Source organism: Nocardiopsis sp. iso_237 (assembly GCF_056173345.1).
Genome location: NZ_CM149669.1, coordinates 2,034,801 through 2,047,652, shown reverse-complemented (window position 1 = coordinate 2,047,652; position 12,852 = coordinate 2,034,801). Strand labels below are relative to the sequence as shown.

At 73.5% G+C, this 12,852-nt stretch carries 9 protein-coding genes; 2 read left to right on the top strand and 7 right to left on the bottom strand.

The window, feature by feature from the left end; all coding sequences use genetic code 11:
* Positions 1 to 50 precede the first annotated feature (50 nt).
* From AC0VYM_RS09250 to AC0VYM_RS09240, 3 genes are read right to left on the bottom strand one after another with little or no spacing between them, the layout of a single operon-like run.
* Complete coding sequence (locus tag AC0VYM_RS09250; protein ID WP_475461068.1) at positions 51 to 2,912, bottom strand: helix-turn-helix transcriptional regulator; 2,862 nt, start codon at positions 2,910 to 2,912, stop codon at positions 51 to 53.
* 39 nt (positions 2,913 to 2,951) lie between these two features.
* Positions 2,952 to 5,921 carry a helix-turn-helix transcriptional regulator gene (locus tag AC0VYM_RS09245; RefSeq protein ID WP_475461065.1) on the bottom strand — a complete coding sequence of 990 codons (2,970 nt, stop codon included), beginning with the start codon at positions 5,919 to 5,921 and terminating at the stop codon, positions 2,952 to 2,954.
* 51 nt (positions 5,922 to 5,972) lie between these two features.
* Complete coding sequence (locus tag AC0VYM_RS09240) at positions 5,973 to 7,541, bottom strand: MFS transporter (RefSeq protein WP_475461063.1); 1,569 nt, start codon at positions 7,539 to 7,541, stop codon at positions 5,973 to 5,975.
* Positions 7,542 to 7,927: 386 nt separating this feature from the next.
* Between AC0VYM_RS09240 and panB the strand changes: the two genes are divergently transcribed.
* Complete coding sequence (gene panB, locus AC0VYM_RS09235) at positions 7,928 to 8,782, top strand: 3-methyl-2-oxobutanoate hydroxymethyltransferase (protein WP_475461061.1); 855 nt, start codon at positions 7,928 to 7,930, stop codon at positions 8,780 to 8,782.
* Here the strand turns inward: panB and AC0VYM_RS09230 are convergent.
* Both AC0VYM_RS09230 and AC0VYM_RS09225 read right to left on the bottom strand, forming a co-directional pair.
* Positions 8,770 to 10,026, bottom strand: a complete 1,257-nt coding sequence (locus AC0VYM_RS09230) for an MFS transporter (protein ID WP_475461059.1) — start codon at positions 10,024 to 10,026, stop codon at positions 8,770 to 8,772. The two genes, panB and AC0VYM_RS09230, sit on opposite strands and share 13 nt — an antisense overlap.
* A complete protein-coding gene (locus tag AC0VYM_RS09225; RefSeq protein ID WP_475461056.1) occupies positions 10,023 to 10,637 on the bottom strand; it encodes a helix-turn-helix domain-containing protein in 615 nt (204 codons plus the stop codon). The genes AC0VYM_RS09230 and AC0VYM_RS09225 overlap by 4 nt, the downstream gene beginning before the upstream one ends.
* Positions 10,638 to 10,802: 165 nt before the next feature.
* Here AC0VYM_RS09225 and AC0VYM_RS09220 point away from each other — a divergent pair, with 165 nt between their 5' ends.
* A complete protein-coding gene (locus AC0VYM_RS09220; RefSeq protein ID WP_475461054.1) occupies positions 10,803 to 11,843 on the top strand; it encodes an LLM class F420-dependent oxidoreductase in 1,041 nt (346 codons plus the stop codon).
* Positions 11,844 to 11,854: 11 nt separating this feature from the next.
* Here AC0VYM_RS09220 and npdG read toward each other — a convergent pair whose 3' ends face one another.
* Both npdG and AC0VYM_RS09210 read right to left on the bottom strand, forming a co-directional pair.
* The gene (npdG, locus tag AC0VYM_RS09215; RefSeq protein WP_475461051.1) at positions 11,855 to 12,550 is read right to left on the bottom strand and encodes an NADPH-dependent F420 reductase; all 696 of its coding nucleotides are present in this window, start codon (positions 12,548 to 12,550) and stop codon (positions 11,855 to 11,857) included.
* Positions 12,551 to 12,625: 75 nt separating this feature from the next.
* Positions 12,626 to 12,817, bottom strand: coding sequence for a hypothetical protein (locus tag AC0VYM_RS09210; RefSeq protein ID WP_475461048.1), 192 nt, complete (start codon positions 12,815 to 12,817; stop codon positions 12,626 to 12,628).
* Between the last annotated feature and the right edge of the window lie 35 nt (positions 12,818 to 12,852).

Genomic DNA, 12,852 nt, shown 5'->3' with positions numbered 1-12,852 from the left:
GTCCGTCGGGTCGGTTCCGGGCCGTCGGGGGCCGAGCCGACCGGGCCGGGTCAGAGCAGGCCGAGCTCCCGGGCCCGCGCCACCGCCGCCGTGCGGTTGGTCGCCCCCAGCTTCCCCATCGCGTTGCTCAGGTGCACGCTCACGGTCTTGCCCGAGATGAACAACGCCTCCCCCACCTCCCGGTTGCTCGACCCCCGCGCCACCTCCACCAGCACCTCCACCTCACGCGGAGTCAGACCAGCGGGCCGGGCCGTGGTGTCGGGCCGATCGAGCGCCGCGCGCATCTCCTCCACCAACCGGCGGACCGTGTGCACGTCGAACGCGTCCAGCACGGACTCGGTCAGGCGCAGCAGTTCCCGGGCGCGATCGGCGTCGCCCGTCTCGTGCGCCGCCCAGAAGGCCCCGAACAGGCACTCCGCCCGGCTCAGGCCCAGGGTCCGCTCGGCCAGCGGCAGGGCCCGGTCCCAGTGTTCCAGCGCCCGTGCCGGGTCCTCCTCCATGAAGCCCAGGCTGACGTGCCGGGTCAGCATCGCCGCCGGGGCGACCGGCCAGTCCTCCCGCTCCAGCACCGCCCTCAGCTTCCCCGCCAGCTCCTCGGCCGTCTCCCGGTCCCCTGCCCCGGCACGGCGCCGCAGCCGCCACACCACCATCGCCATCGTGGACAGACCGCTGGCGCTGAACCTGACCTGGGAGAGCATGCCGATCCCGCGTTCCCCCTCGTGGATCGTCCGGGCCGCCTCCGCCCAACGCTCGCCCGGTCCGAAGAGCAGGAGCAGCACGCGCGTGTAGTAGTGCGGCATGTACTCCACCCGGGTGGCGGTCTCCCGGGGCAGCAGCCGGGTGAACTCCTCCAGCGCGCGTTCGCTGGTCTCCCAGTCGCCCTCCAGAGCGGCCAGCTGGGCGATGAGGGTCTGGCGCCTCCCCCCGGCCAGGTTCTCCCCCGCCGGGACTCCGCCCAGTCGTTCCCGCGCCTCGTCCAGGCGTCCCAGGTTCAGGAGCGCGATGACCAGCCCGTTGACCAGGCCGGCCCGGTCGCTGCGGGCCAGTCCCAACTCGGCGCTGCGCTCCAGTGCCTCCTGGGCGCACGCCCACGACTCCCGCGCCTCGAACCGCCGGCCGTGGTTGCTGCCGAGGTTGTTCAGTCCGCGCATCTCCACCTGCACGTAGCCCCGATCACGAGCGATCCGGACCCCCTCGCGCAACATCTCCAGGGCCTCCTCCGACCCCGTGTGGTCGAGCAGGGCTCCCAGCGTGACGAGTGCGTCGGCCTCGCTGGCCCGGTCACCGCAGGCGCGCGCCTCCTCGATGGCCACGCGGGCGGCCCGCTCAGCGTCGGCGTCGCTGCCCCGCATCATGAGGACCGTGGCGGTCGTGGCGCTCACCACGGCCCGCTCCGGGTGGTCCGCCGGGACCAGCGCGGCGGCGGCGCGCAGGTCGTCGAGCGCCTCGATCCGCCCCAGTTCCTTGTAGGACAGGCCCCGCGTGACCAGGAGGCGGGCGACCAGTTCGGGTTCGGTTCCGGGGTCGAGGTCGGACAGGGCCTCGCTGGCGTGCTGGACCGACCGGTGCAGCGCACCCGCGACCTGCGCAGCCCGGCACACCGTGAGCAGGAAGTCCCCGTGGGAGAGTCCGAGCAGGTCGGCGGCGTCGGGCACCATCTCCCACAGTTCCAGGACGCGTTCCAGCAGCGCCAGGTACTCGGGGTGGGCACTCGCGGCGCTGGCGTGCCCGGCCGTCTCCCACGCCGCGACGAGTGCCCTCGGATGGTCGTGTGCCGCGTAGGCGTGGTGGGCCAGCTGGGCGACCGACTCGGCGCGGGACAGCCCCGGCACACCGCCCTCCAGCACGGTCGCGTAGCGGCGGTGGGCGCGCACCCGCTGGCCGGGCAGCAGGTCGCCCTTGACCGCCTCGGCCAACAGCGCGTGCCGGAACACGTACCCGGTGTCCGTGGCACTGAGCAGCCGGGCGTCGACCGCCTCGCGCAGCGCCTCGTCGAGGTCGTCCTCGCCCACTCCGGAGGCCTCGGCCACCTCCGCGAGCAGCCCGTGGTCGACCCGGTCCCCGGCCACCGAGGCCAGACCGAGGACCCTTCGGGTGGTGGCGGCCAGGGGTTCCACCCGACGCATCAGCAGTTCGCGCGGGCCGTCGGGGACACCGCCGCCCTCGGGTGCCGCGAGGAAGGACTCCACGAAGAGGGGGTTGCCGCCGCTGCGTTCCAGGAGGAGGTCCAGGGCGTCGGGGTCCGGCACCGATCCGCTCAGCGCGGCGGCCTGCGCGGCGACGGCCTCCCGTGTGAGCGGCGCGAGGTCGAGCCGGGTGACCCGGGGCAGCCGTTCGAGTTCGGACAGGGCGCGGCGCAGGGGGTGGGTGCGGTGCAGGTCGTCGGAGCGCACCGAGACCACCAGGTGCACCGGTGCGGCGCCGAGGTTGCGCAACAGGAAGACGAGCAGGTCGCGGGTGGAGGCGTCGGCCCAGTGCAGGTCCTCGACCACCAGGCTGAGCCCGGCCGGGTCCGCCCGCTCCTCCAGGAAGGTCAGCACCGCCTCGAACAGCCGGGCGCGGTCGTGGTCGTCGGTGCCGGACCGCGCGGTGGGGGCCGCACCCCGACCGGGCAGGAGACGCGTGAGTTCGCTCCCGGCGGCCGGTGCCGGTCCGCCCTCCCGGACCAGCTGGCGCAGGAGCGCGGTGAAGGGGGCGAAGGCGATGCCCTCGGCGCCCAGTTCCAGGCAGGCGCCCAGGGCGCGGTTCCCCAGTGGAGTGTGCTCCAGGTACTCCTCCAGGAGCCGCGACTTGCCGATCCCGGCGTCACCGCAGAGCAGGACCGTCCTGGCCCCCTCGGCGCTGGTCCGTGCGGCGTCAGAGAGGAGGTGGTCGACCTGCAGCTGGCGGCCGACGAAGACGGAGGAGGACATACGCCCCAGTATGCCCGGGGCGCCCGGGAGCGGGCCGGGTCAGAGCAGTCCGAGCTCCCGGGCCCGCGCCACGGCGGCGGTGCGGTTGGCCGCTCCCAGCTTCCCCATCGCGTTACTCAGGTGCACACTCACCGTCTTGCCCGAGATGAACAGCACCTCCCCCACCTCACGGTTGCTCGACCCCCGGGCCACCTCCAGCAGCACCTCCACCTCACGCGGCGTCAGCCCGGCGGGCGCCGACGCGGGCCCCGGGACGGGCCCGGCGGGGAGCGCGGCCCGTTCCGGCGCGGGGCCGGTGGCGGCGTGTCCGTCGGGGTCGGGCAGGGCGTGGCGGGCCCGCAGGGCGCGGGTCTGCCTCTCGAACAGGGCGATGCCCCGCCGGACCGCCAGGCGGTGGACCGTGTCGATGTGCCCGGCGGCGCGGTCGCGGTGCCCCGCCCGCAGGGCCGCCTGCGCCGCCGCCAACCGGTACTCGGCTCCGACGACGACATGGCCGGTGGGCTCGACCGCCCCCAACGCCGCCTCGAACAGTGCCAGGGACTCCTCGGGATCCGGGGCCAGCCAGGCCTCGGCGGCCAGCCGGGTCGCGTGGGAGTCGGAGTGCTCGGCGGCGGTCGGCTGGTCGTCCAGGAGCTCGCGGATCTCACTGGCCAGGCGGCGCGCCTCCTCTCCGGGCTCCTCCGCCAGGCGGGCCGCGACCGAGGCGTGCCAGACCACGATGGACCGGTAGAGGCTGTGGGCGAGGGCGGTCGTGGAGCGTTCCTTCGCGGCCCTGAGGAGCAGGTCCCGGGTCATCCGTCCGGCGTCCACCAGGCGCCCCTCGTGTATGGCCAGCTGTTGGCGGACCCCGTGCACCGGAAGGTGCTCCACCGGGGAGCTCACCCGTTCGGGCAGCACGCGGTGGAACTCGTCGATGGTGGCGCGCAGCGCGTCCGGCCGCCAGCGGTACAGCTCCAGGTGCATGCGCAGGGTGAGCGCCCGCGCCCACGTCACCCCGCTGTCCGTGACCCCGGTCAACAGCTCCTCGCTCTCGGAGAACCGTCCCTGGTGGAACCGGGTGGCCGCCAGCCCGAAGGCGAACGCTCCACCCTGGGTCCGGGTCAGCCCGAGCTCACGGCAGCGTCGCATCCCCTCCTGGGAGACCCGGGCGCTCTCCTCCAGCCGGTTGCGGTTCTTGAGGTGGCCGCTGAGGTTGACCAGCCCCCGGATCTCGACCGGCACGTCACCGATCTCCCGAGCCAGACCGATTCCCTCTTCGAACAGCTCCAGTCCCTCGTCGGCGTCGAGGGGGTCGCTGAGGCTGCCGAGGGTGATGAGCGCGTCCGCCTCGCTCCGTCGGTCGCCGCGCTCGCGCGCGCGGTTGAGGACCCGACGAGCCATCCTGCCCGCCTGGTCCAGGTGGCCGCGCATCATCAGGGTGGCGGCCAGGGTCGCGCCGACCGCCGTGTCGTCCGGGTGGTCGTGGGCGAGCAGCATGAGGGCGTCGGCCAGGTCCTCCAGCGCGCCGTCGCGGCCCATCTCCTTGAGGGCGCGTCCCCGGGCGTGCCGCAGCCGGGAGGCGCGTTCGAAGCTCTCCCTGCGGGCCCCGAGGGGGTCGTGGAAGCCCGTGATCCCGAGTTCCTCCAGCCCCTCGGTGGCGTAGCCGACCGCGCGGCGCAGCGAACCGGCGACCAGGGAGACCTCGGCGGCCCGGACCAGGACCTGGTCCCGGGGCACCCCGACGCGTTCGGCCGCGTCGGGCACCTGGTCCCACAGTTCCAGGACGCGTTCGATCAGCCCCAGGTGCTCGGGGTAGGCGTCCACGGCGGCGGCGTGGTCGGCCGCCCGCCAGGCGGCTGAGAGGGCGAGCGGATGGTCGTGCGCGCGGTGCGCGTGGTGGGCGAGCTGGAGCTCCCGCTCGCGCTCGGGCATCCGCTCCACGCCCTCCTGGAGCGCCTCGGCGTAGCGGCGGTGCGCGCGCACGCGTTCACCCGGCATGAGGTCGGTGTGCACCGCCTCCGCCAGCAGGGCGTGCCGGAACGCGTAGCCGTCCGCCGTCGAGCGCAGGATCCGGGCGTCGACGGCCGGGCGAAGGGCTGCGTCGAGTTCCTCCTCGGAGATCCCGGCGCGGCGGGCCACACCGGCCAGGAGGGTGTGCCGGACCCGGGTCCCGGCGGTGGCGACCAGTCCGAGGACGCGGCGGGTGGGTTCGGGCAGGGGTTCGACGGCGGAGAGCAGCAGGTCCCGGGGCCCGTCCGGGAGGGGCGCCCCGGCGGGGTCGTGGCCGGTGGCGAGGAACGACTCCACGAAGAGCGGGTTGCCCCCGCTGCGCTCGAACAGCAGGTCGAGGTCGGCGGGGTCGAGTTCCCGGCCGCGGAGGGCGGTGGCCTGGGCGCCGACCTCGTCCCGGGAGAGCGGTTCCAGGTCCAGGCGGCCGACCCCGGGCAGGCGTTCGAGCTCGGGGAGCAGGCCGCGCAGCGGGTGGGTGCGGTGCAGGTCGTCGGTGCGCACGCTGATGAGCAGGTGCACCGGCGCGGCGCCGAGGTTGCGCAACAGGAAGACGAGCAGGTCGCGGGTGGAGGTGTCGGCCCAGTGCAGGTCCTCGACCACCAGTGTGAGACCGGCCGGTGCGGCGCGCTCCTCCAGGAAGGTGAGGACCGCCTCGAACAGGCGTGCGCGGCTCTCGCCGACGGCCCCTGGGACGCCCCCGAGTTCGGGGAGGAGGCGGCCGAGGTCACCGGTGGGGTCGGCGGCGGGGCCGCCGGAGCGCACGAGTTCGCGCAGGAGGGCGGTGAAGGGGGCGAAGGGAACGCCCTCCGCGCCCAGTTCCAGGCAGCCGCCCACGGCGGCGGGGGTGTCGGGGAGTCGCCGCAGGTGCTCGGTGATCAGGCGGGACTTGCCGACCCCCGCGCCGCCGCGGACCAGCACGGTGCGGGCGCCCTCGGGGACGGTGCGGCGGGCGTCCGCCGCGAGCAGGGACAGGTGGTGGTGGCGACCGACGAAGACGGGGGAGGATTCGTGGACCTGCATGGTGCCCAGTATGGCCGCCGACCCCTCCGCGCGTCGTGCGTCGGCGCCCCGCTAGGACCTGCTCGCGGTCCGATCGCTCGACTCGTGGTCCGGGGGCTCCCGGGGCATCCACACCCACACCACGACCAGGCCCACCAGCCCGAAGCACAGCGAGACCAGCGCGGCCGAGTGCAGGCCCGCCACGAAGGCCTCCTTGGCCGGGGCGACCAGCGCGTCTCCCGCACCGCCCAGCCTCTGGGCCAGCACCATGGTGGCCTCGATGGACTCACCGGCCGCCCGCACCTGGGCCGGGTCCACGTCGTGGCTGCGCTCCACCACCGAGTCCAGGGTGGGCTCGATCCCCGCCCGGTAGCGGAACGAGATCACCGCTCCGAGGACCGCCACCCCCATGGCGGTGGCGACCTGCCGCACCGTGTTCTGCACCGCCGAGGCGGCCCCGGCCTTGCCCGGCGGGACCGACGACATGATGGCGTTGGTCGCCGGGGTGAGCACCACCGCCATGGCCGAGGTCTGGAGGAAGAAGAACGCGATGATCAGGTACAGCGGGGTGTCCACCCGGATCTGGGTGTAGAAGGCGAAGCTGCAGCAGACCGTCGCCACACCCGCCAGGGCGAGGGCGCGCGGACCCACCCAGCGCACCAGGGTGGGGCTGAGCGGCGCGAAGATCATCTGGCCCACCGCCGCGGGCAGCACCAGGAGGCCCGCGATGAACGGCGGGAACTCGCGCACGCTCTGCCAGTAGAAGCTGAGGAAGAAGATGATCCCGGCCATGCTGAAGAACAGGACCATGATCGTGGCGACGGAGACGCTGAACCGGGGGTCCCGGAAGAAGCGCACGTCCAGGGAGGGGTCGGTGGTGCGCGACTCGTGGAACAGGAACAGCGCCAGCACCGCCACGCCCGCCAGCAGCGCCCCGTACACGTCCCAGTCCGCGAGCGAGGCCCGCTCCCCCGCCGTGATGATCCCGTAGACGATCAGGACCAGACCGGGGATGGACAGCAGCACGCCCAGCACGTCCGGACGCCCGGCGTCCTCGTTCCTGGACTCGGGGATGAGCACGAACATCAGTGCCAGCCCGAGGATCACGAAGGGCACGTTGACCAGGAAGATCGAACCCCACCAGAAGTTCTCCAGGAGCAGCCCGCCCGCCGACGGTCCGATCGCCATCGCCAGCCCGACCGCACCGGCCCACAGACCGATCGCCCGGGCCCGCTCCTGCGGCGGGAACACGTTGGTGATCACCGACAGGGTCTGCGGCATGACCATGGAGGCGCCGAACCCCATCGCGGCGCGCGCGGCGATGAGCTGCTCGGGGCTCTGTGAGTAGGCGGTCAGCGCGGACGCGGTGCCGAACACCGCCAGCCCGGCCACCAGCAGCCGCCGCCTCCCCCACCGGTCACCGAGCACCCCGAAGGTGAACAGCAGCCCGGCGAAGACCAGGGTGTAGGCGTTGATCGCCCACGCCAGCTGGGCCTGGCTGGCGCCCACCCCCCGGTTCGGATCGGAGAGCGTCTTCAGTGCGACGTTGAGGATCGTGTTGTCGGCCACGATCACCAGCAGGCAGATGATCAACACCGCCAACCCGCCCCACCTGCGCCGGTGCGCTGTCTGCTGGTCCACGGACGTCCCTTCAGCCGCTCAACCCGGTGCCGCTGTCATGCTAACCAGCCGTCCCCGTCCGACACGGGGGACACGGGGGACGCGGCACCGGGGTTACCGAACGGGTACGGAAGAGGCACCCTCCCCGGGGAGGACGGCCCGACCCGTCCCGTGCGATGATGCTGGCGTGCGCCCCCGCGCACCGTTCTTCCCCGCACCGGCGCCGCCGGGTGGGCAGGAGGCCGGTGGCGGGGGGACGGGGAACATCCCTCCCCGGCACACCGTTCCTCCCGAGGAACCCCTCCCTTCGGGGAACCGCGCGTGAGTGCGCGCACGACAACAGTTTTCGTCCACAGGTCCGGGGACACCCCAACGGGTGCTTCGAGACAACGGAGGAAGAACCCATCATGAGCACCACAGCCAAGACCCCCTCCGCCGGGAACGCCCTGTACGGCGGGGTCACCAACCGGCGCGTCACCATCCGCGACCTGGCCCTGGCCAAGCAGCGCGGCGAGCGGTGGCCGATGCTGACCGCCTACGACGCCCTCACCTCACGGATCTTCGACGAGGCGGGCATCCCCGTCCTGCTCGTCGGCGACTCCGCCGCCAACGTGGTCTACGGCTACGACTCCACCGTCCCGGTGACGGTGGACGAGCTGATCCCGCTCACCGCCGCCGTCACCCGCTCCACCAAGCGGGCGCTGGTCGTGGCCGACCTGCCCTTCGGCTCCTACCAGGGCTCCCCCCAGCAGGCGCTGGAGGCGGCCTCCCGGTTCATGAAGGAGGGCAACGCCCAGGCGGTGAAGCTGGAGGGCGGCCACGCGGTCGCGCCCCAGGTGGAGCTGCTGACCTCGGCGGGCATCCCGGTGATGGGCCACATCGGCCTGACCCCGCAGTCGGTCAACACCCTGGGCGGCTACCGCGTGCAGGGCCGGGGCGAGGCCGCCGCCGGTCTGCTCAAGGACGCCAAGGAACTGGAGCGCGCGGGCGCGTTCTCCGTCGTGCTGGAGGCGGTCCCGGCCGACCTCGCGGCCGAGGTGACCGAGCAGCTGGCCGTCCCGACCATCGGTATCGGCGCCGGTCCCTCCACCGACGCCCAGGTGCTGGTGTGGCAGGACATGGCCGGGCTGAGCCCCCGGGTGGCGAAGTTCGTCAAGACCTACGCCAACCTCGCGGAGACCCTGCGCGAGGCGGCCACGGACTACGCGTCCGAGGTCGTCGGCGGGAGCTTCCCCGCCGAGGAGCACACCTACGCGAGCTGATCCGGCGGCTGGACGGCCTCCGGTTCCTCCGGGGGCCGCTCCAGCCCCGCGGCCGCGCGCCCGAAGGCGGGCAGGCACACCGCCGCCAGGTACAGCCCGGCCCCGGCGACCAGGACCGGGGAGACGCCGAACAGGCCGATCGCCACCCCGACGCCCGGCGCCGCGACCGGCGCTCCGATCCGGGCGAGCGCCCCCACCATGGACATCCCCCGACCGATCATGCGCGGGGGCAGCCGTTCGAAGATCACCGCGCCCAGGATCGGGTTGATCAGGCCGCCGCCGAGTCCGGAGGCCGCCCACACCGCCACGACCGCCCACAGGGGGACGTCGAGGGCGAGCACCAGGACGCGCGGCGGACCGGAGAGCACCATCGCGGCGAGGAACGTCGCCCGGCGCGGCAGCCGGTGGCCGATCCACACCGCCAGCAGGGAGCCCGCCACGGAGGTGCCGCCGAGCGCCCCCGCGACCAGTCCCACCGCCTGCGGGCCCCACCCGTGCCCGGCCGCCCAGACGGGCAGGGCCAGGCTCATGACCGCCACGTCCACGATGTTGGTCACCATGATCATCGTGACCAGCGCGCGCAGCGGCAGATCACCCCAGACCGCCCGCCAGCCCGCGTGCAGCCGGACGAGGTAGCCGTCGCCCTCCTCCGGGTCCCTCCCGGTCCGCCCCGCCTCCTCGACGTCACGGCGCAGGAGCAGCGCCGTCACCAGGGCGGCCAGCACCATGAGGGCGGCGTTCACGTACAGCGCGGTGAGCGCGCCCAGGGCGGCGACCACCGCGCCGGCGGCGATCGGTCCCACGGTCATGGAGAGCCGGTCGACCGTCCCGGTCAGCCCGGTGACGCGTTCCAGCCGGACGCCCGAGGCGGCGGCCACGAACGGGGACAGCGAGACCTTGGCCGCCTCCGAGGGGCCGGTGGCCAGTCCGATCACGGTAACCAGGACCAGCAGCACCGGGAACGGCAACAGCCCCAGGGAGTGCAGCAGGGGGACGACCGCGAGGGCGGCGGCGGCCAGCAGGTCCACCCGGACGCTCACCGCGCGCTGGCCGACACGGTCCAGGAGGGGGCCGACGAACAGCCGGGTCAGGGTGTAGGAGCCCAGTTCGAAGAGGGTCACCAGCCCCATGTGCGCGGGGCTGCCGGTGGTCTCCAGGACGAACCAGGGGATGGCGATCATGGCCAGCCTGGTGCCCGTGTAGGCGAGGGCCTCGGCGGCGACCAGGCCGACGACCGGTCTCATAAGGCTCCCTCTGCGGTGGGATCGGCGCCGGGGAAGGCGGCCAGCTGGACGTGCACGGTGCGCTCCCCCGCCGCGCCGGTCCCGCCCTCGGCCGTGTGCCGGTCGAGCACCTCGACGAGCTCCGCTCGCAGGCGGTCCATCTGTTCGAGGGTGAGGTGGAGGGTGCGGTCCGACATGAACTGGGCCTCGCGCCACCCCTCGGGCTGGGCCGACCACTCGTTGACCGCCGCGCCGAGGCGTTCGGTCCACCCCGCGGCGATGGTGTGGCGCAGCGCGGTGGTGAGTTCGGGGGCCTCGGTGTCCAGGCTCTCGGGGAGCCGGAACCCGTGCGGGGCCGCCCTCCACCAGCGTTCGCGGCTGGTGCCCAGTCCCGGGTCCTCGCTGATGAACCCGTGGGTCTCCAGCTGGCGCAGGTGGTAGCTGGCCGAGGCGGAGGAGACCCCCAGCCTCTCGGCGACGGTCTTGCCGGTGGCGGGGGCCCTCTGGAGCAGCTGGTAGACGCGCATGCGCAGCGGGTGCGCCAGTCCGCGCAGGGAGTGGGCGTCCAGGACGGCGGCGTTCTCGAAGGGGTCCGGGACGGTGCGGTCGCGGTCCTCGGGTGTGGCGTTCATACCGGCACCCTAGACGACCAAGGAGTCTTGGCCAAGAGTTCTTGGCCAAGAACTCTTGGGCATGAGGGTCGGGGTGACACGGAAACCGAACGTGACTCGGTAGTACAGTGTCGGCACACCGAGCACCGACGCGGGCCGGGGTCCGGCCCACCGGGAGGACAGCACATGCGCATCTCGATGCCGCTCCAGTACGCGGGCGAGCCCAAGGAGGCCGTCGAGCAGGTCGTCGAACTGGAGAGGGCCGGGCTGGACACCGTGTGGGTCGCGGAGGCCTACGGCTACGACAGCCCCACCCTCATGGGCTACCTCGCCGCCCGCACCGAACGCGTGTCCATCGGTTCCGCCATCCTGCCGATGTACAGCCGCACGCCCACCCTGATCGCGATGACCGCCGCCGGTCTCGACTACCTCTCCGACGGGCGCGCCGTCCTCGGCCTCGGGGCCAGCGGCCCGCAGGTGATCGAGGGCTTCCACGGAATCCCCTACACCAAGCCGCTCGGCCGCACCCGGGAGACCATCGAGATCTGCCGCAAGGTCTGGGCGCGCGAGGAGCGTCTGACCCACGACGGCAAGGTGTTCCAGCTGCCGCTGCCGCCCGAGCAGGGCACCGGGCTGGGTCGGCCGCTCAAGATCATCAACCACCCGGTGCGCCCGCGCATCCCGATCCACGTCGCCTCCCTCGGTGAGAAGAACGTCGAGATGACCGCCGAGACCGCCGACGGCTGGCTGCCGCACCTGTTCATCCCGGAGAAGGCCGAGAGCGTGTGGGGCGAGTCCCTCGCCAGGGGCCGGGCCAAGCGCGACCCCGGCCTCGGCGGGCTGGAGATCTCGGCGGGCGGCCTGCTCGCCATCGGTGAGGACGAGGAGACCCGGCGCCTCGCGGACCTCACCCGCCCGATCATCGCCCTGTACGTGGGCGGCATGGGAGCCAAGGGGAGGAACTTCTACAACACGGTGGCCCAGCGGTACGGCTACGAGGAGGCCGCCGAGAGGATCCAGGACCTCTACCTGGCCGGGAGGAAGGACGAGGCCGCCGCCGCGGTCCCGGACGAGTTCGTGGAGCTGACCAACCTGGTCGGCCCCGAGTCCTACGTGCGCGAGCGCGTGGAGGCCTTCCGGGCCGCCGGGGTCACCCAGCTCAACGTGACCCCGGTCGGTGAGAACCCCGCCCGGCTCATCGAGAAGGTCAAGGAGTGGGCCGCCTAGGAGGCCCGGACCTACAGGCCGGTGATCCGGACACCCGCGTGCGTCTTGTAGCGGCGGTTGACCGCGATCAGGTTGGCGGTGAGGGCCTCGACCTGGCGGGCGTTGCGCAGGCGCCCGCCGAACACTCCGCGCACCCCCGGGATCCGGTCCGCCAGGGCGCGCACGGTGTCCGTGGCGTCGCGGTCCTCACCCAGCACCAGGACGTCCAGCTCGATCTGGTCGACCTCGGGGTCCAGGAGGAGCACGGCGGAGACGTGGTGGAAGGCGGCGGTGACCCGGCTGCCCGGCAGGACCTCGGCGGCCTGCTGGGCGGCGCTCCCCTCCGGGACGTCCAGGGCGAAGGGGCCCTTCTTGTCGAAGCCGAGCGGGTTCACGCAGTCCACCACGATCTTGCCCGCCAGGCGGTCGGCCAGCGACACCAGCAGCTCACGGTGACCGTCCCACGGAACGGCGACGACCACGATGTCCCCCTGCGCCGCCGCGTCGGCGTTGGCCCGTCCCCGCACGTCGATCGGGGTGGACTCGGCCGCCACGAGGTCGTCCGCGGCCTTGGCCGCGCGCTCGGCGTCGCGCGAGCCCAGGAGGACCGTGAGCCCGGACCGGGCGAAGCGGCGGGCGAGTCCCCGTCCCTGGTCACCGGTCCCGCCCAGGACCGCGATGGTCAGCCCGGTGATGTCCGCGCCCTGCTGTGCGTCGTGTTCGCTCATGGGCCGATCCTGTCAGAACGGCCCATGAGGGGGAACGCGCAGGGCCGGTGCCCGCCGACTCGGCCCCGCGCTCCCTCAGCTGTTGCCCTCGTTCTCGTCCTGCTCGTCCCAGGCCTCGTTGCGCTCCGCCGCGATGTGCAGCGCCCGCGCGGCCGTGGCCTCGTCCGGGTAGGGCCCGAGCCGCTGGGAGTCGGGACAGCCCGCGCCGTGTTCGACCCTGCTGTGACGGAGGCAGTACCACCAGCCGTCGTCCTCTGCGTCGTTCACCACGACCACCTCTCGTCGTTCCGGTACGTGTGGCA